Here is a 19,256-nt window from a genome sequence, read left to right on the forward strand (position 1 = left end):
TTCTCTCTCCGGCGCACGTCCCGCACGGTGTGCGGTGCCAGTGAACGTACAGCCGGGTCCGGAAACCTCACCCCTCCCGGATTGCAAGGTAAAACTGCACGCCGGAGGCCCCCCGATCCTCGTCCGCCGACCTACCGTCGAGCAGCATGACCACCATCATCAAGGCCGCCGAGGTCCCGCTCCTCGACCGCGGCGGAGCCGTCGTCACGACCCCGCTCATCACCACGCCGTCGGCCGGCGGGGAGAACCGGATCACCAGCGGGATGAGCGTCTACCCGGTCGGCTCCGGGGCCCCGCTGCACTCGCACAACTGCGACGAGCACGTCACGGTCCTGGAGGGCGAGGCGGAGGTGTGGGTCGACGGCGAGGTGACCAAGCTCGTGCAGTACGACACCACCTACATCCCCTCCCCGGTCCCCCACCTCTTCCGCAACGTCGGCGACACCCCGCTGCGGATCCTGTGGGTGTACTCCTCGGGCCATGTCACCCGGACCTTCACGGAGACGGGCAGGACGGTGGAGCACCTGTCGGCGCAGGACCAGATGGGCAAGGACTGACACCCGGGCCCACGAACGCCGGACGCCGGCCCCGCGTGCTCGCGGTGGCCGGCGTCCGTGGCGTGCGGTCCGGTCAGTGCGCGCCGACCAGCTTCGGCGAACTGCCGCTGTCCGTCCCCTCCTTCGAGCTGCGCAGCGCGGCGATCCCGATGAACACCATGGACGACAGGCCGGCGAGAGCGAAAGCGGTGAAGCCCCACTCGCCGTTCCCGGAGGCGAGCAGCTGCCCGCCGAGCCACGGCCCGAAGACGGCGCCGAAGCGGCCCATGCCCGAGGTCCAGCCGACGCTGGTGGCGCGGTTGTCCGGGGTGGAGCGGATCGAGACCGTCGCGTAGATCATCGTCTGGGCGCTGTTGAGGAACACACCGGTGAGGAAGACGACCAGGGTGGTCACGCCCATCGGCATGTGGACGCTGAGCAGGAAGACCCCGGCCGCGGTGAGCGCGAACCACAGCGCCGAGATGCGCGGGGCGCCGAAGCGGTCGGCGGCCCGGCCCGCGACCAGCATGCCCACGATGCCGCCGAGGTTGAAGACGACGACGAAGGTGAGCGCGTTGGTCAGTTCGTAGCCCTCGGCGCGCATCAGCGTGGGCAGCCAGGTGGCGACGCCGTAGACCAGGAGGAGACCGCCGAAGGAGGCGACCCAGTAGAGCAGGGTCTGGATCCACTCGCCGCCACGGAACAGGGCGGCCAGCGCGTCCCAGCGGTCGGCGGCCGTCTTCTTCCCGCCCTTGGCGGCGGGCAGTTCGACGTCGTAGCGCTCGGCGAGCGCACTGGCCTCCTCGCCGCGGCCCTTGGCGACCAGGAAGCTCAGCGACTCCGGCAGGAACTTGGCGAGCACCGGAGCGAACAGCAGCGGCAGCACGCAGACCCAGAAGGCCGAGCGCCAACCGACCGGCTCCACCAGCCACTTGGCGACGTAGGCGGAGAGGATGCCGCCCGCGTGGTGGGCCGTCATCAGCAGGCCGATGACGATCGCGCCGCGGCCGCGCGGGGCGTAGTCGGAGACCATGCTGATCGCGGTGGGCAGCAGCCCGCCGAGGCCGACACCGGCGAGCGTGCGGCCGAGGCCGAAGACCTCGACGCTGCCGGAGAGCGCGCAGATCCCGGAGGCCAGCGAGAAGAGGATCACGCAGGCGACCATCAGCTTCTTGCGGCCGACGCGGTCGGCGACCGTGCCCGCGGTCAGCGCGCCGACCAGCATGCCGAAGGTGGCGTAGCTGCCGAGGTCGCCGGCCTGGTCGGGGGTGAGGCCGAAGGTCTTCGTCTCCAGCAGGTGGGGCAGCACCGAGCCGTAGATGAACATGTCGAGGCCGTCGAAGAGCACGGCCAGCCAGCACAGGCCGACGACCAGGAGAGCCAGTCTGCTGACGCGGGCGGCGGTCGGGGAGGGGGAGGAGGACATCGTTGGTTACCTCTCGTACTTGGTGCGCTAGACGCTAAGGAGCCACCTCCAAAGAGTCAACATTTTTGTCAACAATCTCATCAACGGTCTACGGGCGGTGTCCCGTGCGTGTGGAACGACTCGATGGTCTTCAGCCCCCAGGCCTGCCCCTTCTTGCGCTCCTCCTCCGTCCAGGTGACCAGCGGCCAGTCGGGTGCGAGCACCAGCCGGGTGAGCGGGTTGCACAGCTCGATGCGGTTGCCGCCGGGCTCGTAGACGTACAGGAAGAAGGTCTGCTGGATGGCGTGCTTGTGCGGTCCGGTCTCGATGAACACGCCGCTGTCGATGGCGAGATCGGCCGCCCGCAGGATGTCCTCGCGGGTGTCCGTCGCGAACGCGATGTGGTGCAGCCTGCCTTCGCTGCCGGTCCAGTCCTCGGTGTAGACGACGTCGTACGACTTGTTCGTGTACGTCAGCCAACGCGCCGCGATCCGCCCGGAGTTCAGCCGGATCTGCTCGGTGGGCCGGGCGCCGAGGACGTTCTGCTGGAACTCGGCGTTGGCGAGCACGTCGGCGGCGAGGAAGTTGATGTGGTCCAACCGCCGTACGCCCACTCCCCTGTTGGGCTTGGCCTGGGGCTGGTTCTTCAGGGCGGGCTTGAGTTCCTCCGGGGCCTGGTAGTACTCGCTCTCCCAGTAGAGGGCGTGTTCGTGGCCGTCGGGGTCGGTGGTCAAGTACAGCCTGCCGAGGCCGGGTTCGTCCTCGGCCCACTTGCCGGAGCCGCCCGCGGCCTCGATCGCTTCGATACGGCGGTGGAGGGCCTCCTCGCTGGAGGTGCGCAGGGCGAGCCGGCCGAGGCCGGGCCGGTCGCGGGCGGTGAGGACGAGGCTGTGGTGCTCGTAGTCGTCGTAGGTCCGCAGGTAGACGGTGTCGCCGTCCTGCCCGTTGACGGTGAGCCCCAGATAGTCGGTGAAGAAGGCGACGCTGGCGTCCAGGTCGGGGGTGAAGAGCTGGGTGTGGCCGATGTGGGCGATGTCGCCGAGCGGCGGAGTCATCGGTGACCTCCAAGGGGTCGTGCGGCGGCCCTGGGGAAGACGGTGCCGTCGAAGATCTTGCGGGCGGTGCGCACCACGGCGGTGCGACGGGAGGTGGGCAGGCCCTGGTGGGTGGTGTCGAGGCTGCTCTCGATGTCCAGGAACCCCGTGGGGTGTTCGATGCGGACCCGGTCGGTGCCGGGCGGGAGCGCGGCGGTCTCCGTGCCCACCCCGCCGGCGATCCGCAGCCCGGCGGCCACGCTCGCGGCGCCGAGCACCCCGATGGAGGTGTGGCAGCGCACGGGTATGAAGGTCCGGGTACTGACCGCGCCGCCTTCCCGGGGCGGGGCGAGCAGGGTGAGCTTGGGGACGGTCGCGTCGGACACGTCACCCAGGCCCATCAGACGCCCCGCTTCCAGGCGGATGGCGTGCAGCCGGTCGGCGAGCGCGGTGTCCGCCTCCAGGTCCTGCGGGGACTCGTAGCCGGTGACCTTGAGCGCGGCGGCCTCGATCAGAACGGTCGGCATGCCGTTGTCCACGCAGGTCACGGGCACGCCGTCGATCTCGTCCCGGGCCCTGCCGGTGGGCAGCAGGGGGTTGGCGCCCGGCGGGAACTCGATCACCACGGGTGCCGCCGTCCCGGGCACGCCCGAGATCTCGGCCTCGCCCGTGTAGTCGACACGGCCGCCGGGGGTCGGGAAGGTCGCCGTGGCGTGATCGCCGGAGTTGACCATGCGGATGCGCACGGAGGTCTCCCGCTCCCCCGCCGTGACCAGTCCGCGCTCCACAGCGAACGGGCCGACACCGGCGAGGATGTTCCCGCAGTTCTGACGGTCACTCACCTCCGGCTTGTCGACGACGACTTGGAGGAACAGGTAGTCGACATCGGCGTCCGGGTCGGCCGAGGGAGAAACGACGGCCACCTTGCTGGTGAGCGGGTGTGCCCCGCCCAGGCCGTCGATCTGCCGTTCGTCGGGGCTGCCCATGATCCGCAGCAACAGCTCGTCGCGCACGGCCGGTTCGGCGGGGAGGTCGGCGGCCAGGAAGTAGGCGCCCTTGGAGGTGCCGCCGCGCATCAGCATGCAGCGCACCTCCGCGGGCCCGGTCACTGGGTGTACTCCTCGTACGTCCGGTACGTCACGCCCAGCCGGGTGAGCGTCTCGCGCAACCCGTAGCGGTCCAGCCCGAGTTGGCCGTCGAGGAAGGCGGCGCGCGTCGCGGCCTCCTTGGCCTCGCGGGCTTCCGACTTCTCGACGGTCTCGCGGACGCGTTCGCGCGGGACGACCACGACTCCGTCGTCGTCGGCGAGGATCACGTCGCCGGGGCGGATCACCTGGCCGTCGATGGCGATCGGTACGTTGACCGAGCCGCCGGTGGCCTTGACGGTGCCCTGCGAGGAGACCGCGCGGGACCAGGCAGCGAAGCCCATGTCGCGCAGCTCCTGGGTGTCGCGGACACCGGTGTTCAGCACGACGCCCCGAACACCGCGTGTCTGGAGGGCGGTTGCGAACAGCTCGCCGAACAGTCCGTCCGTGCATGGGGAGGTGGTGGTGACGACCAGGATGTCGCCCTCGCCGCACTGCTCGACGGCCGCGTGGATCATGAGGTTGTCGCCGGGCCAGCTGAGCACGGTGACGGCGGTCCCCGCGACCCGTACACCCTGCTGGACGGGACGAATCTCGGGGCCCAGCAGGCCGGTTCGGCCCATCGCCTCGCTCACCGTCGCGACACCGTACGCGGCGAGCGCGTCGACGTCCTTCAGCTCGGCCTTGGGCGGGTTGGTGACGATCACGCCGCTCACGCCAGCTCCTTCGCGATCTGCGGGTAGGGACGCATGAACGCCTCGGCCATGGTCTTGTGGGCGAGACCCAGGTTGGGCCCCGCGTTCCGCTTGAGCTGGACGCCCCGGCGCACGGCGAGGTCGGTGTAGTAGTCCCACAGGTGCTGCTGGGCGCCCAGGCACTCCATGGCCTTGCGCTTGGTGTCCCAGACCTCGGTGATGTCGAGCAGGACCTCGGGCTTGAAGCCGCTCATCTCGGGCTGGTGCGGCTCGAAGTAGAAGACCGGCGGAGCGCCGATGATCTCGCCCTCGCCCGGGTAGCCGATGGCCTGCGCGAGCACCCGTGCCTCCAGGGCCATGCGGTTGGCCGCCGGGTGGTCGCCGTTGTACGGGTCCTCGACCGGGTGGGTGAGCACCACGTCGGGCTGGGTGGCGCGGTAGACGGCGACGAGCCGGTCGGTCAGCTCGGCGGTGGGGACGAGCGGGTAGTCGCCGGCGTCGAAGAAGCGGACCTCGGCGCCGAGGGTGGCGGCGGCGCGCTCGGCCTCGTCCCGCCGTATCGCCTTGATCTCGTCGAGCTTCTTGCCCTCGCGCCAGGCTTTCGCGGACTCCCCGCGCTCGCCGAAGGTCAGACAGGCGATCGTGACCTTCTCGCCCCGCGAGGCGGCCAGGGCGATGGCACCACCCGCGCGCCACACGAAGTCCCCGGCATGGGCGGTCACGACGAGCGTGGAACGTGGAGGGGCGGGCGCGTTGGCCTCGGTCATGCTGAATTCTCCTTGGTGGACAGGTGTGCGCCCGCCCCCGCGTCCCTCGGCGGCGCGTCAGTCGCGCAACGCCTCGATCACGCTGGTGAGATGGGCGCGGACGGCCTGTTCGGCCGCCTGCGGGTCCCTGGACCTGATCGTCTCGATCATCGCCAGATGCTGGTTCAGGGAGTGCTGCGGACGCCCCGGCCGGAGCGCCAACTGGAAGCGGTGACGCACCAGTTGGGCGTTGAGCCGCTCCAGCAGGTCCACGGCGGTCTGCTGGCCGGAGAACTCGCGGACCTTGGCGTGCAGGGTCTGGTTGAGTTCGGAGTAGGTCAGCGGCTCGCCGTCGGCCACGGCCTTGGTCATCGCCGTGCCCAGCTCCGTCAGCTCGGCGAGCTGCTCGTCGCTGGCGGCGACGGCGGCCTTCGCCGCGCACAGTCCCTCCAGGACCATGCGGCACTCGGTGATGGCGACCGCCTCCTCGACGGTCACCACCCGCACCCGGGAACCCCGGTTGCGGATCCGCTCGACGAGGCCCTGGGCCTCCAGATCGATGAGCGCGGCACGGATGCTGGCCCGTGTCACACCGAACTGCTCGGCGAGTTCGTTCTCCACCAGCCGCTGTGCTGGTGCCATCTCGCCGTGCAGGATCGCCTGCCGCAGCTGCGCGAGCGCATGCTGCTTGGCCTGCTCCCCGGTGCTCGGACGGGCTTCTTTCGGCATCGCTGCCCTCCCTGAGTGAGTGCCTGTCGAACCTAAATCTAGCCAAACAGGATTGTCAACAATTTTGTCATCCCTCTCGGTAGAGGGCGGTGAGCAGTTCCAGCACCGCCTGTGCGGCCGGGTGCGGATCGTCCCGCCACCACACCAGCCGTACGGCGATCGGCTCGGCGTCCCGCACCGGCCGGTAGACGACCCCGGGCCGCGGGTACTGGTTGGCGGTCGACTCGGCGGTGATCCCCACGCACCGGCCCGTCGAGATGACGGTGAGCCAGTCGTCGACGTCGTGCGTCTCCTCCACGGCGGGGCGCTGCTCCGGCGGCCACAGCTGCGGGGTCGTGGTGCCGGTACGGCGGTCCACCAGCAGGGTGCGGCCGGCGAGGTCGGCCAGCCGGACCGAGCGGCGCCGGGCCAGCGGGTCGTCGGCGGCCATCGCGCACAGCCGCCGCTCCAGCCCGACGATCGCCGACTCGAACCGCCGGTCCTCCAGGGGCCGCCGTACGACCGCGAGATCGCAGCTCCCCTCCCCCAGGCCCGCCGAGGCCGAGTTGACGCGGACCAGGTGGAGGTCGGTCCCCGGGTGCGCGGTGCTCCACCGGCGCTGGAAGGCGAGCGTGTGCCGGCCGAGCGCGGCCCAGGCGTACCCGACGCGCACCTGTGTGTGGCCCGAGACCGCCTCCCGGACCAGGTCGTCCACCTCGGCGAGCACCCGCCGCGCGTGCGCCACCACCCGCAGCCCGGTGCCGGTCGGGGTCACCTCGCGCGAGGTGCGCCTGAGCAGCCGTACGCCCAAAGCCCGTTCGAGCGAGGCCAGGGTCCGCGACACCGCGGCCTGGGAGACGCCGAGGGCCGCGGCGGCGTCGGTGAAGGTGCCCTCGTCGACGATCGCGACGAGGCATCGCAGCTGCCTGAGGTCCACCGAGCCATCCATGACTCCATCGTATAGATAATTACGATGATGCATTTTGCGTATCCGCGAACGCGCCGCACCATCGCACCATGCCGACCGCCTCCGTACGCCCCGCTCCCGCCGTCCCCGCGCCCGCCCCGCAGGTGTCCCGGGGCCGTCTGGCCGGGGTCGCGACCATGGTCGGCAGCGGTCTGTGCAACCAGACCGGAGCCGCGGTCGGCTCGCTGGCCTTTCCGGTCCTGGGTCCGGTCGGGGTGGTGGCGGTACGGCAGTACGTCGCCGCGGTCGTCCTGTGGGCCGTGGGCAGGCCCCGGCTGCGGTCCTTCACCTGGTCGCAGTGGTGGCCGGTGCTGCTGCTCGCCGTGGTGTTCGGGACGATGAACCTCTCCCTGTACACCGCCGTCGACCGCGTGGGGCTCGGCCTCGCGGTGACGCTGGAGTTCCTCGGCCCGCTCGCCATCGCCCTGGCCGCGACCCGGCGCCGGACGGACGCCTGCTGTGCGCTGCTCGCCGCGGCCGGGGTCCTCGTCCTGATGCGGCCGCGGCCCTCCACGGACTACCCGGGGATGGGGCTCGGTCTGCTGGCCGCGGTCTGCTGGGCGTCGTACATCCTGCTCAACCGCACGGTGGGCCGACGGCTGCCCGGCGCGCAGGGGTCGGCCGCCGCGGCCGGGGTCTCCGCCCTGCTGTTCCTGCCGGTCGGGATCCTGGTCGCCGTACGGCATCCGCCGACCCTCGCGGCCGCCGGGTGCGCCGTCGCGGCGGGCGTGCTCTCCTCCGCGGTGCCCTATCTCGCCGACCTGTTCACCCTGCGCCGGGTCCCGGCTCCGGCCTTCGGGCTGTTCATGAGCGTCAACCCGGTCCTTGCCGCGCTCGTCGGCCTGGTCGTCCTCGGGCAGCGGCTGGACTGGACGGAGTGGGCGGGCATGGCCGCCGTGGTGACGGCGAACGGGCTGTCCATCGCGACCTCCCGCCACCAGACCGAGGCTCAGCCCTCTGCGCGGCCGAGCCGGTAGCCGAAGCCGCGGCGGGTGTGGATCAGCGCCGGAGCGTCCTCGTCGACCTTGCGGCGCAGCCGGGAGACGAGCTTCTCGATCGCCTGGTCACCGCGGTACTCGCCCCACAGATGCCGCGAGATCTGCTCCTTGGAGAGCACCTGCTCCGCGTGGGTCAGCAGATGGCGCAGCAGCCGGTACTCGGCGGGCGTCAGGTCGAGCGGTCGGGCGCCGCGCCGGGCCCGGCAGGTCGCGTCGTCCAGGACCAGGTCGGCGTAGCCCGGCAGGGTCGCGGGCCGCCCCGCCCCGCGGCCGCGCAGCAGGAACTGGGCACGGGCCAGGACCTCGGCGATCCGCAGCGGCTTGGTGACGTAGTCCCCGGTGCCCGGGCCGAGTTCGGGGGTCAGCCCCGGGAGGGCGTCGCAGGTGGCCAGGAAGAGCACCGGGGGCCGGTCCGGCACCGCGGGCCTGCGACCCCCGGGTGGCAGACAGGCGTCCCACACGACCAGGTCGAAGCGGTCCCGCGCGAGACGGGCCAGGCCGTCGGCGCCGGTGCGGGCGGTGCCGACCCGGTATCCGGCCAACTCCAGCGTGGTGGCGAGCAGTTCCGCCTCCCGCGGGTCGCCGACGACGACCAGGACCCGCTGCCCGTCACCCCGGGGCGGCGACAGGGGCTTCTCCACGACGTGCTGGTGCATGGCAAGACCGTTCACGTGAGGCTCGCGCCGGCTCGGTCGGTGGGCGCCGGAACGGTGATCGGATCCTCGGCGTGGGCGACGAAGTCGTGGACCAGCCGCCGGAAGTACCGGGCGAGCAGCTCCAGTTCGCCGGACGACCAGTCCGCCAGGGCCAGTTCCACACCCCGGCGGCTCACCTCCCGTATCCGCTCCACCGCCGCGACGCCGATCTGCGTGAGCTGCACGCGCTGGGCCCGGCGGTCGTCGGGGTCCGCGATCCGGACGACGTACCCTCCCCTCTCCAACTGTCGCAGCTGGCGCGTCACATGGGACGCCTCCACGGACAGCCGGACCGCGAGGACCCCCGGGCGCAGCGGTTCGCTCTCGGCGATGTGCCGCAGGATGGCGACGGCGGCCCGGTCCAGGTCCAGCCCGGCCACGTTCATCAGCCGTTCGTGCTGGCGGGCGCGCGCGGCCAGATAGGTCATTCGGTTGAGACCCTTCTCGATCTCGACCACGTTCCCCGACACGGGTGCTGCCGGCGCGGGATTCTGTGCGGGCATGGGCGCCACCTCAGAGGTAGTTGCCTAACTTAAGTAATGCGAGATGCTTGCTTGACTTAAGTAACTCGCATGTGCTTGCCTAAGTCAAGCAAGACCCCCAGAGCGGGGTCCTCGTCGAGCGGACGAGGACCCCCGCGCCCAACCCGTGGGGACGGGGAACGGCGCGGTCTCCGGGCCCGGCACCCGGGCCGACTCCCCCCAGTCCGAAGCCGGGCCCGGAGACACCCCTCCTCAAGAAAGTGAGCACCCCATGGCCACGATGAAGTCCGTCCTCACCGCGAAGGACAAGGTCGACGTGGTGGAGGTCGAGCGCCCCGCGCCCGGCCCCAAGGACGCCCTGGTGAAGATCCGCGCCTGTGGCATCTGCGGCACCGACACGTTCTTCCTGCACATCGGTGGCGGCATGCCGCAGGGGCCGACCGGCCCGCTGCAGCCCATCCCGCTCGGCCACGAGCCCGCCGGCGAGGTCGTCGAGGTGGGCGCCGAGGTCTCCGGGCTCCAGGTGGGCGACCGCGTGGTCGTCAACCCGCAGGCGGCGCCCACCGGCATCATCGGCTGCGGGGGCGCGCTCGGCGGCATGGACGAGTACCTGCTCATCGAGAACGCCGAGGTCGGCACGAGTGTCGCGGTCTTCCCGGACGACGTGCCCTTCGACGTGGCCTCGCTCAACGAGCCGATGGCGGTCGCGCGGCACTGCGTGAACCGGTCCGGGGCGAAGCCCTCCGACAAGGTGGTCGTCTTCGGCGCCGGGCCCATCGGGCTGGGCGCGGCGATCTGGCTGAAGCTGCGCGGAGTCGAGAACGTCGTCGTCGTGGACATCATCCCCGAGCGGCTGGAGACGGCCCTCGCGGTGGGCGCGGACGCGGTGATCGACTCCGCGCAGGAGAACGTCACGGAGCGGCTGGCCGAGCTGCACGGCCCGGGGGCGAACGCGCTGGGCCAGCCGCGGGTCGGGACCGACATCTACATCGACGCGGCGGGCGCTCCCGCGGTCTTCCAGACGGTGGTGGACTCCGCGAAGTGGCACGCGAAGCTGGTGATGGTCGCCGTGCAGAAGAAGGGGGCGGACATCGATCTCGGCGGCATGCTGCGCAGTGAGCTGACGCTGATCGCTTCGCAGGGGTATCCGACGGAGATCTTCGAGGTCACGCCGGAGTTGGTGGAGCACAAGGAGCGGTTCGCGAAACTCATCAGTCATCGGGTGCCGTTCTCCGAGGTCGGGCGGGCGTTCGAGCTGGCGCTCACGCCGGGGGCTGCGGAGAAGGTCGTCGTGACGTTTGACTGACGGTCGGGCTGAAGAGTCGCGCGTCGGGGCTGGTCGCGCCCGCGCGGCGGAGCCGCACATCGACACAGCCCCGCGCCCCTAGGGAAACGCGGTCATCGGTAATTGGACAGGGACCCCCACCCCATGATCGACAATCTGTACGACCTTCCCCATCGGCGGCCCCGACTCATCGACTCGGCGCTCGCTCTCGCGCTCTTCGCCTGTGCGTTGCCCGGCAGTCTCGTCACGTTGCCGGGCGGCGAGGCGGTGGTCCCCTGGTGGCCCGGAGTGCTACTCACCGGTGTGGCCTGCGCGGCGCTTCTCTGGCGGCGTGGCCGTCCGCGGATGACGGCCGCCGCCACCGCCCTGTGCGCGACCGCCGTATCCGCGCTCGGGTACATCCTCACCGTCCTGCTGCTCGGGCCGCTCATGGTCGCCCTGTACTCGCTGGCCGTGCGCACCGACCGCAGGACCGCCAACACCTTCGCCTTCTCGGCGATCGCGCTGCTGGTCACGGCGTCCCTCCTGGTCGGCCCCGACGACGAGCCCCTGGTCCTCAAGCTGCTCGGGCCCGCCGCGTGGCTGTTGCTGCCGACCGCGCTCGGCACCCTCAACCGGCTCCGCGCGGCCTACCTGGAGGCCGTCCGGGAACGCGCCGAGCACGCGGAGCGCACCCGGGAGCAGGAGGCGCGGCACCGGGTCACCGCCGAGCGGATGCGCATCGCGCGGGACCTGCACGACGTCGTCGCCCATCACCTGGTCCTCGCGAACATCCAGGCCGGCGCGGTCACCCGGCTGCTGCCCGCCCGGCCGGACGAGGCCGGGACGATCGCCGCCGAGCTGTCCGGTACGACCTCCTCCGCACTGCGTGAACTCAAGTCCACCGTGGGCCTGTTGCGGCACGACGCCGACCGTCCCGCCGACGCGGACCGGCCGCCGGAGCCCACCCCGGGGCTGGCCCGGCTGCCCGAGCTGGCCGCCTCCTTCCGGCACGCCGGACTCACGGTCACCCTCCTGACCGTGGGCGAGCCCCGGCCGCTGCCCGCCGGCGCCGACCTCACGGCGTACCGGATCGTGCAGGAGGCCCTCACCAACGTCACCAAGCACGCGGCCACCCGGGCGGCCGAGGTGCGGCTCACCTACTCCCCCACCAGCCCGACCGTCACGGTGACCGTCAGCAACGACGGCACCCCGCGACCCGCCAACCCCCTTTCCGTGAACGGCGGTTACGGCATCGTCGGGATGCGCGAGCGGGCCCGTTCCGCGGGCGGGCGACTGCGGACCGGGCATCGCGCCCAGGGCGGCTTCGAGGTCGTCGTGGAGCTGCCGCTGCACGCGGAGCGTGCCGCCGCCTGATCCGTGTCGTCCAGACCACAACCGATTCAACTTGCTTAAGTCAATCAATTGCGATTCACTTGAGTGAGTCAAGCAATCCCCTGCTTTCGACGCCCTTGCCCGACCCCCTTCCTTTCTCGACCCCTTCCTTTCTCGACGGAGGCCCCAGCCATGTCCGACGCCCTTGCCCGACCCGCCGACGCGGGGACCTCGTCCCCGCCGAAGCCGAACGCCGTGGTGGCGGTGCTGGCTCTGGCCGGAATCGTCGTCTCGCTGATGCAGACCCTGGTCATCCCGATCGTTCCTGAGCTGCCGAAGCTCCTGGACGCCCCGGCCTCGGACACCGCCTGGGCGGTCACCGCCACCCTGCTCGCCGCGTCCGTGGCCACGCCGGTGGTCGGCCGGCTCGGGGACATGTTCGGCAAGCGCCGGATGCTGCTGCTCAGCATCGTGCTGCTGGTGGCCGGCTCGGTGGTCTGCGGCCTCGCCGACTCGCTCGTCCCGATGATCATCGGTCGTGCCCTGCAGGGGCTGGCCGCCGCGGTAGTACCGCTCGGCATCAGCATCATGCGGGACGCGCTGCCCGCCGACCGGCTGGCCGGGTCCACCGCGCTGATGAGCGCCTCCCTCGGTGTCGGTGGTGCGCTGGGCCTGCCCGCCGCCGCGTTCATCGCCGACAACTGGAACTGGCACATCCTCTTCTGGGTCTCCGCCGCGCTCGGCGCGCTCTCCTTCGCCCTGGTCCTGCTGATCATCCCCGAGTCGAAGGTGCGCTCCGGCGGCCGGTTCGACCTGGTCGGCTCGCTGGGGCTGTCGGCCGGTCTGGTCTCGCTGCTGCTGGCCGTCTCCAAGGGCGGTGACTGGGGCTGGACCAGTGGCTCCACGCTGGGCCTGGGTGCCGCCGCGATCGCGATCTTCCTGGCCTGGGGCTGGTGGGAGCTGCGCAGCTCGCAGCCGCTGGTCGACCTGCGCACCACCGCGAAGCCGCAGGTGCTGTTCACCAACCTGGCCTCGGTCGCGCTCGGCTTCTCGATGTTCGCGATGTCCCTGGTCCTGCCGCAGCTGCTCCAGCTGCCGACGCAGACCGGCTACGGCCTCGGCAAGTCGATGATGACCGTCGGTCTGGTGCTGGCCCCGCAGGGCCTGGTGATGATGGCCATGTCCGCCGTCTCCGCGGCCGTCACCAAGGCCAAGGGCCCCAAGGTCACCCTGATGATCGGCGCGCTGATCGTGGCCGGCGGCTACGGCCTCAACATCGTCCTGATGTCCGAGGTCTGGCACCTCATCCTGGTCTCCTGCATCATCGGCGCCGGTGTCGGCTTCACCTACGGGGCGCTGCCCGCGCTGATCATGGGCGCGGTCGACCCGTCCCAGACCGGTGCGGCCAACAGCCTCAACACCCTGATGCGGTCCCTGGGCACGTCCTTCGCCAGCGCCCTCGCCGGTGTGATCCTCGCCCAGATGACCACGGACTTCGGCGGCACCGCGCTGCCCTCCGAGAACGGCTTCAAGGTCGTCATGGCCATCGGGGCGGGCGCGGCACTCCTCGCCTTCGTCGTCGCGACCTTCATCCCGAACCGCCGTCAGTCCGCGCAGCCCGCGCCGGTGGACGGTCCGACGGAGCCGGCGGAGGTCGCCGCGAAGGCGTGACGCCGGGCCACCGAAGCGAGCGGCCGCTGCCCCTGGTGGGCGGCGGCCGCTCGGCGTATCGACGTGCGCGCTCTACTTGATCACCGCGTTCGCCACCACGACCACCACGCCCAGCATCGCGTCGACCGCCCCGATGGTGATCGCCACCGTCCACGGGCGGTGGGACCAGCGGGCCGTCACCAGGCCGAGGGCGAACAGGAGGGCGATGTTGAGGGCGAAGGCCGGGTATTCGACGCCGTCGGCCGGCCACCAGCCCCACCCGGCACCGGCGAGGACGAAGGCGGTCGGCAGGACGGCCGCGACCAGGGGCCACTCGTCGGCGAGCGTGCGCAGGGCGTCGCCGCGGCGGTGCGGGGTGCGCTCGGCGATGTAGTGGGCGTATCCGTGCGCGAGGGCGGAGGCGAGTGCGGTGACCAGCAGCCACGCGGCGTCGTAGCGGCGGCTGTCCCGGGAGGTGTGCCCGTACTGGGTGAGCGCGGCGACCATCGAGCACGCGAGGACCGCGCCGTAGACCCCGCCGAAGAGCACGGCCTCCCGGGTGTCGTGCCGGGCGCCGTCGGGCCCGGTCTCCCCCGTGCCCTGCGTGTCTGCCATGCCCTCCACGATCACCCGGGCCCCGGCGGTCCGCCAGTCCGCGACGACATGTCCGCTCACCTGCGCCGATACCCCACACTGTGTCGGCACCCGGCCGGGACCGGCCCCGCTAGGGTCGCCCCATGGACCACAGCTTCGTACTGCACATCCCCGACGCCGAGCTCGAACCCGAGCCGCTCGCGCCGGAGCAGATCGTCTCCGGGAACCCCGAGGTCACCGGGAAGGTCGTCTGGGAGTCCGCGGACGGCCGGCAGGTGCGGGGCGTCTGGCAGATCACGCCCGGCGTGGTCACCGACACGGAGGCGGACGAGCTGTTCGTCGTCGTCAGCGGCTCGGCGACCATCGAGGTCGAGAACGGCCCGACGCTCCGGGTGGGCCCCGGCGACCTGGCCGTCCTGCGCGAGGGCGACCGTACGACATGGACCGTGCACGAGACCCTGCGCAAGGCGTACGCGATCAGTCTGTGAGCGGCGCCGCCGTGGTGCCCCTGATCTCCAGTGCGGGGGCCGCCAGTTGGGTACGGCTCTCTCCCCCGCGTCCCTCGAAGCGGTCGAGCAGGCAGCGGGCCGCGCGGCGGCCGACCTCGTGGCTGGCGTTGTCGACCGTGGTCAGCCAGACGTGCCGTAGCCGCGCGATGCTCGTGTTGTCGTAGCCGACGACGGAGAGGTCGCGCGGGACGGCGAGGCCCAGCTCCTCGGCGGCCGACACCGTGCCGATCGCGGTGATGTCGTTGACGGCGAAGACGGCCGTGGGCCGGTCCGCGCGGCTCAGCAGCCGGACCGTCGTGCGGTAGCCGCTCTCCTCGGTCATGTCGCTGGGCTCGACGACGGAATCGGCGGCGAGCCCGTGCGCCCGCATCGTCGCCTCGAAACTGCGTCTGCGCAGCTCGCCGACGGCCCCGAAACCCGCGATGTGGGCGATCCGGCGGTGCCCCAGTCCGATCAGGTGCTCGGTGACCAGCCGGGCGCCGTGCTCGTCGTCGTTGGCGACGACGTCCACCCCCGGCAGCACCGGCTCGCGCGCACCCGCCACCACGACCGGGAGCCGCTCGGCGACCGCGCCGAGCGCGTCGGGGTCGGGCAGCGTGCCGACGACGATCAGGCCGTCGACCCCGAGGTCCAGGAAGGGCCCGGCGGGGTCCTGTCCGGTACGGCGGTTGAGGCGGGCGTCGGCCAGGAGCATCCGCAGGCCGTTGTCGTGGAGCAGGGAGTTCAGGCCGTCGAGCAGGTCGACGAACCAGGGGTTGCGCAGGTCGTTCAACAGGACACCGACCGTGCGGGTGCGCTGTTCGCTGAGGCTGCGCGCGGCGGCGTTCGGGCGGTAGCCGAGCTCGCGCACCGCCCGCAGGACGGCCTCCCGCTTCTCCGGGCGCACCTGGTCGGAACCGCGCAGGACGAGGGAGACCAGCGACTTCGAGACACCGGCCCGGTCGGCCACGTCACGGATCGTCGGCGCTCTCATGGATGGACCGTTCCATGAGCCTGTACGGCTTGTCAAAGGCTTGACAGCGGGTGAATACGGCGCACAAGGTGACCTGGACAGGTTCTGGAACGGTCCAAAGAGGGGCTCCCATGGTCGATACGCTCGGTGTCGCCGTCGTCGGATTCGGCTGGATGGGCCGGGTGCACACCCAGGCGTACGCCCGCATCCCGCACCACTACCCGCGGCTGGCCCTGCGTCCGGAGCTGGTGACCGTCGCCGAGGAGGTGCCGGGCCGGGCCGAGGAGGCCGCCGCGCAGTACGGGTTCGCCGCGACGACCCGGGACTGGCGCGAGGTGGCCGCCGACCCGCGGATCCAGGCGGTCAGCATCACCGCCCCGAACTTCCTGCACCGCGAGATCGGTGTCGCGATGGCGGAGGCCGGCAAGCACATCTGGATCGAGAAGCCGGTCGGCCTGACCGCCGAGGACGCCCGCGCGGTGGCCGACGCGGCGGCGAAGGCCGGCGTACAGAGCGCGGTCGGCTTCAACTACCGCAACGCGCCCGCCGTCGAGGCCGCCCGCGAGCTGATCGCCTCCGGCGAGATCGGCGCGGTCACGCACGTCCGCATCCGCCTCTTCAGCGACTACGCGGCCCATCCTCAGGGCGCTCTGACCTGGCGGTACGAGCGCGAGCGCGGCGGCAGCGGGGTCCTCGGCGACCTCGCCTCGCACGGTGTGGACCTGGCCCGCTTCCTGCTCGGCGACATCACCGCGCTGACCGCCGACACCGCGGTCTTCGTCCCGGAGCGCGCCCGCCCGACCGGCGCCACCGCCGGCCACACCCTCGCCACCGGCGACCTCGGCCCGGTCGAGAACGAGGACTACGTCAACTGCCTGCTGCGCTTCGCCTCCGGTGCCCGCGGGGTCCTGGAGGCCTGCCGGGTCTCGGTCGGCGAGCAGAACAACTACGGCTTCGAGGTGCACGGCACCAAGGGCGCGGTGTTCTGGGACTTCCGCCGCATGGGCGAGCTGCGCGTGAGCCGCGGCACCAGCTACCAGGACCAGCCGGTCAGCACGGTCTACGTCGGGCCGGGCGACGGCGAGTTCGGCGCCTTCCAGCCGGGTGCGGCCAACGCCATGGGCTACGACGACCTGAAGGTCGTGGAGGCGCAGCGGTTCCTGCGCTCGATCGCCGAGGGCGTCCCGTACGGCGCCACGCTCACCGACGCCGTGCACAGCGCGACCCTGCTGGACGCGATGTCGCGCTCGGCGGAGAGCGGGGCGTGGGTCTCCGTCCAGGCACCGGAGTGACGGTCCGGGTGCAGCTGCGGGCGCGTCGTGGCCCGCAGCCGAGGGTTCGTCATCCGGCAGGTTGGGTCATGTCCGGGTTGCCGTAGTACGCGTCGGGGCCGTGCTTGCGGGTGTAGTGGCGGTCCAGGAGGTGGCGGGGCGGTGGGGGTGTCGAGGCCAGGGCCATGGTGTGCAGGGCGATGTCGGCGACGGCCTCGCAGATGATGGCGTGTTCCAGGGACGCGCGGGCGGTGGCGCCCCAGGTGAAGGGGCCGTGGTTGGCGACGAGGGCGCCGGGGACCTCGACCGCCCGTTGGTCGTCCGCGTCGAGGAGGTCCACGATGACGCGGCCGGTGTTGTACTCGTAGTCCTTCGCGCACTGTTCGGGGGTCAGGTCGGGGGTGCAGGGGACGGGGCCGTTGAAGGTGTCGGCGTGGGTGGTGCCGAGGACGGGGATGTCGCGGCGGGCCTGTGCGAAGGCGACCGCGTGGGTGGAGTGGGTGTGGGTCACGCCCCCGATCGACGGGAACGCCAGGTAGAGGCAGCGGTGGGTCTCGGTGTCGGTGGAGGGGCGCAGGTGTCCGTCGAGGACCGCGCCGTCGGAGAGCCGGACGGTGACCAGGTCGTCGAGGGTGAGATCGGAGTAGGGCACGCCGGAGGGCTTGATGACGAAGACTCCGGCCTCGCGGTCGACTCCGCTGACGTTGCCCCAGGTCAGGGTGGCGAGGCCGACCTGGGGGATGGTGAGGTTGGCGTCCAGTACCTCTTGCCGCAGACCGTCGCGCACGTGCAGGTTCATCGGTCGTTCCCCTCAGAGGGCCTGGGCGAGGCGGTGGTAGGCGGCGTTCCAGCGGATCTCCTTGGCGAGCTGGGCCGCGCTGGTGCTCTCGTCGATGACCAGGAGTTCGGTGCCGGTCATGGCGGCGAAGTCGCTCAGGGTCTCCGCGTCGACGGCCGAGCTGAGCACGGTGTGGTGCGGGGCGCCGGCCAGCAGCCAGCCCTCGGCCGACTCCGCCAGCGACGGACGCGGCTGCCATACGGCCCGGGCGACCGGGAGTTGGGGCAGTGGCTGGCTCGGCGCGACGACGTCGACGGCGTTGGCGGTCAGGCGGAAGCGGTCGCCGAGGTCGGCCAGGCCCACGACCAGGGCGGGGCCAGGAGCGGCGTCGAAGACGAGGCGGACGGGGTCCTCGCGGTCGCCGATGGCCAGGGGGTGGATCTCGCAGCTGGGGCGGCGGGCGGCCACGGAGGGGCAGACCTCCAGCATGTGGGCGCCGAGGATGCGCGGGGTGCCCGGGCCCAGGTGGTAGGTGTAGTCCTCCATGAAGGTGGTGCCGCCGGGCAGGCCCTGGCCCATGACCTTCATCGTGCGCAGCAGCGCGGAGGTCTTCCAGTCGCCCTCGCCGCCGAAGCCGTAGCCGTCGGCCATCAGGCGCTGCACGGCGAGCCCCGGGAGCTGGCGCAGTCCGCCGAGGTCCTCGAAGTTGGTGGTGAAGGCGGTGAAGCCGCCGTCGGTGAGGAAGGTGCGCAGGCCCAGTTCCTGGCGGGCGGCGTGGACGAGGGAGTCGTGGCGGATGCCGCCGGGGCGCAGGGCCGGGACGATGTCGTACGACGCGCAGTACTCTTCCGCGAGTTCGGCCGCCGCCTTGTCCTCGACGGCGTCCACCACGGCGACCAGGTCGTTGACGCCGTAGGTGTTCACGGAGAACCCGAACCGCATCTGCGCCTCGACCTTGTCGCCCTCGGTCACGGCCACGTCGCGCATGTTGTCGCCGAACCGCGCAAGGCGCAGCGAGCGGGCGGCGTGGCGGCCTGCGGCGGCCCGGGACCAGGCGGCGATCCGCCCGATCACGCGCGGGTCGGTGGCGTGCCCGGCGACGATCTTGCGGTCGATGCCGAGGCGGGCCTCGATGTGCGCGAACTCCCGGTCGCCGTGGGCGGCCTGGTTGAGGTTCATGAAGTCCATGTCGATGCTCGACCAGGGCAGCGACAGGTTGTACTGCGTGTGCAGGTGCAGCACCGGCCGGTCCAGGGCGCTCAGGCCGGCGATCCACATCTTCGCCGGGGAGAAGGTGTGCATCCACACGATCAGGCCCACGCACCGGTCCGAGGCGGTGGCCTCCAGGCAGAGCCGCCGGATCGAGTCGGCGTCGGTGAGGACCGGCTTCCAGACGACCCGCAGGGGGATCGGGCCGGCCGCGTCGAGCCGTTCGGCGATCTGCCGTGCCTGGTGGGAGACCTGCTCCAGGACGTCGTCGCCGTACAGTCCCTGGCTGCCGGTGAGAAACCAGATCTCGTTGTCCGGGTAGGGGGTGGTGTTGCTTTCCATG

The 19,256-nt window shown here is 71.7% G+C and carries 20 protein-coding genes; 7 read left to right on the plus strand and 13 right to left on the minus strand.

Features of this window, described 5'->3' with window-relative positions; translation table 11 throughout:
- The first annotated feature begins 146 nt into the window (after window positions 1-146).
- Window positions 147-557, plus strand: a complete 411-nt coding sequence (locus ABZ896_RS07440) for a cupin domain-containing protein (RefSeq protein ID WP_360923361.1) — start codon at window positions 147-149, stop codon at window positions 555-557.
- A gap of 73 nt (window positions 558-630) precedes the next feature.
- Here ABZ896_RS07440 and ABZ896_RS07445 read toward each other — a convergent pair whose 3' ends face one another.
- The 7 genes from ABZ896_RS07445 to ABZ896_RS07475 form a co-directional block, all read right to left on the minus strand.
- Window positions 631-1,962, minus strand: a complete 1,332-nt coding sequence (locus ABZ896_RS07445) for an aromatic acid/H+ symport family MFS transporter (protein WP_360923364.1) — start codon at window positions 1,960-1,962, stop codon at window positions 631-633.
- Window positions 1,963-2,042: 80 nt separating this feature from the next.
- On the minus strand, window positions 2,043-2,996 hold the full coding sequence (locus tag ABZ896_RS07450; RefSeq protein WP_360923367.1) for a catechol 2,3-dioxygenase: 954 nt from the start codon (window positions 2,994-2,996) through the stop codon (window positions 2,043-2,045).
- Window positions 2,993-4,084, minus strand: a complete 1,092-nt coding sequence (locus ABZ896_RS07455; protein WP_360923370.1) for a 4-oxalomesaconate tautomerase — start codon at window positions 4,082-4,084, stop codon at window positions 2,993-2,995. The genes ABZ896_RS07450 and ABZ896_RS07455 overlap by 4 nt, the downstream gene beginning before the upstream one ends.
- Window positions 4,081-4,776, minus strand: coding sequence for a 4-carboxy-4-hydroxy-2-oxoadipate aldolase/oxaloacetate decarboxylase (locus tag ABZ896_RS07460; RefSeq protein WP_360923374.1), 696 nt, complete (start codon window positions 4,774-4,776; stop codon window positions 4,081-4,083). Before ABZ896_RS07460 ends, ABZ896_RS07455 begins: the two co-directional genes overlap by 4 nt.
- Complete coding sequence (locus tag ABZ896_RS07465; protein ID WP_360923377.1) at window positions 4,773-5,522, minus strand: PIG-L deacetylase family protein; 750 nt, start codon at window positions 5,520-5,522, stop codon at window positions 4,773-4,775. Before ABZ896_RS07465 ends, ABZ896_RS07460 begins: the two co-directional genes overlap by 4 nt.
- A 57-nt stretch (window positions 5,523-5,579) precedes the next feature.
- Window positions 5,580-6,230 carry a GntR family transcriptional regulator gene (locus tag ABZ896_RS07470; RefSeq protein WP_360923380.1) on the minus strand — a complete coding sequence of 217 codons (651 nt, stop codon included), beginning with the start codon at window positions 6,228-6,230 and terminating at the stop codon, window positions 5,580-5,582.
- A 67-nt stretch (window positions 6,231-6,297) separates the two neighbouring features.
- Window positions 6,298-7,158 (minus strand): LysR family transcriptional regulator, encoded by an 861-nt coding sequence (locus tag ABZ896_RS07475; RefSeq protein ID WP_360923383.1) that lies wholly within the window; start codon window positions 7,156-7,158, stop codon window positions 6,298-6,300.
- 155 nt (window positions 7,159-7,313) lie between these two features.
- Between ABZ896_RS07475 and ABZ896_RS07480 the strand changes: the two genes are divergently transcribed.
- Window positions 7,314-8,153 carry an EamA family transporter gene (locus ABZ896_RS07480; protein ID WP_360923515.1) on the plus strand — a complete coding sequence of 280 codons (840 nt, stop codon included), beginning with the start codon at window positions 7,314-7,316 and terminating at the stop codon, window positions 8,151-8,153.
- Here ABZ896_RS07480 and ABZ896_RS07485 read toward each other — a convergent pair.
- Window positions 8,126-8,830, minus strand: a complete 705-nt coding sequence (locus ABZ896_RS07485; RefSeq protein WP_360923386.1) for a response regulator transcription factor — start codon at window positions 8,828-8,830, stop codon at window positions 8,126-8,128. The two genes, ABZ896_RS07480 and ABZ896_RS07485, sit on opposite strands and share 28 nt — an antisense overlap.
- Before the next feature lie 11 nt (window positions 8,831-8,841).
- Window positions 8,842-9,372, minus strand: coding sequence for a MarR family transcriptional regulator (locus ABZ896_RS07490; RefSeq protein ID WP_360923389.1), 531 nt, complete (start codon window positions 9,370-9,372; stop codon window positions 8,842-8,844).
- Window positions 9,373-9,622: 250 nt separating this feature from the next.
- On the opposite strand from ABZ896_RS07490, the gene ABZ896_RS07495 reads away from it, so the two are divergent.
- The 3 genes from ABZ896_RS07495 to ABZ896_RS07505 all read left to right on the plus strand — a co-directional run bounded on the left by ABZ896_RS07495 (window position 9,623) and on the right by ABZ896_RS07505 (window position 13,621).
- Complete coding sequence (locus ABZ896_RS07495) at window positions 9,623-10,657, plus strand: zinc-binding dehydrogenase (protein ID WP_360923392.1); 1,035 nt, start codon at window positions 9,623-9,625, stop codon at window positions 10,655-10,657.
- Window positions 10,658-10,780: 123 nt separating this feature from the next.
- Window positions 10,781-11,992, plus strand: coding sequence for a sensor histidine kinase (locus tag ABZ896_RS07500; protein ID WP_360923395.1), 1,212 nt, complete (start codon window positions 10,781-10,783; stop codon window positions 11,990-11,992).
- A 150-nt stretch (window positions 11,993-12,142) separates the two neighbouring features.
- The gene (locus ABZ896_RS07505; RefSeq protein ID WP_360923398.1) at window positions 12,143-13,621 is read left to right on the plus strand and encodes an MFS transporter; all 1,479 of its coding nucleotides are present in this window, start codon (window positions 12,143-12,145) and stop codon (window positions 13,619-13,621) included.
- Between the two features lie 72 nt (window positions 13,622-13,693).
- On the opposite strand, the gene ABZ896_RS07510 is transcribed toward ABZ896_RS07505, so the two are convergent.
- Entirely contained in the window at window positions 13,694-14,215 is a 522-nt protein-coding gene (locus ABZ896_RS07510) for a hypothetical protein (RefSeq protein ID WP_360923518.1), read from the minus strand.
- Window positions 14,216-14,337: 122 nt separating this feature from the next.
- Here ABZ896_RS07510 and ABZ896_RS07515 point away from each other — a divergent pair, with 122 nt between their 5' ends.
- A complete protein-coding gene (locus ABZ896_RS07515) occupies window positions 14,338-14,682 on the plus strand; it encodes a cupin domain-containing protein (protein ID WP_360923401.1) in 345 nt (114 codons plus the stop codon).
- Here ABZ896_RS07515 and ABZ896_RS07520 read toward each other — a convergent pair.
- Window positions 14,672-15,676, minus strand: a complete 1,005-nt coding sequence (locus tag ABZ896_RS07520) for a LacI family DNA-binding transcriptional regulator (protein WP_360923404.1) — start codon at window positions 15,674-15,676, stop codon at window positions 14,672-14,674. The genes ABZ896_RS07515 and ABZ896_RS07520 overlap by 11 nt on opposite strands.
- A gap of 110 nt (window positions 15,677-15,786) precedes the next feature.
- Here ABZ896_RS07520 and ABZ896_RS07525 point away from each other — a divergent pair, with 110 nt between their 5' ends.
- Complete coding sequence (locus tag ABZ896_RS07525; RefSeq protein WP_360923406.1) at window positions 15,787-16,947, plus strand: Gfo/Idh/MocA family oxidoreductase; 1,161 nt, start codon at window positions 15,787-15,789, stop codon at window positions 16,945-16,947.
- A 49-nt stretch (window positions 16,948-16,996) separates the two neighbouring features.
- Here the strand turns inward: ABZ896_RS07525 and araD are convergent, their stop codons facing one another.
- A complete protein-coding gene (gene araD, locus ABZ896_RS07530; protein ID WP_360923409.1) occupies window positions 16,997-17,725 on the minus strand; it encodes an L-ribulose-5-phosphate 4-epimerase AraD in 729 nt (242 codons plus the stop codon).
- Between the two features lie 12 nt (window positions 17,726-17,737).
- A complete protein-coding gene (gene araA, locus ABZ896_RS07535; RefSeq protein ID WP_360923412.1) occupies window positions 17,738-19,255 on the minus strand; it encodes an L-arabinose isomerase in 1,518 nt (505 codons plus the stop codon).
- Between the last annotated feature and the right edge of the window lies 1 nt (window position 19,256).

The organism is Streptomyces sp. NPDC047072 (assembly GCF_040643855.1).
GTDB lineage: Bacteria > Actinomycetota > Actinomycetes > Streptomycetales > Streptomycetaceae > Streptomyces.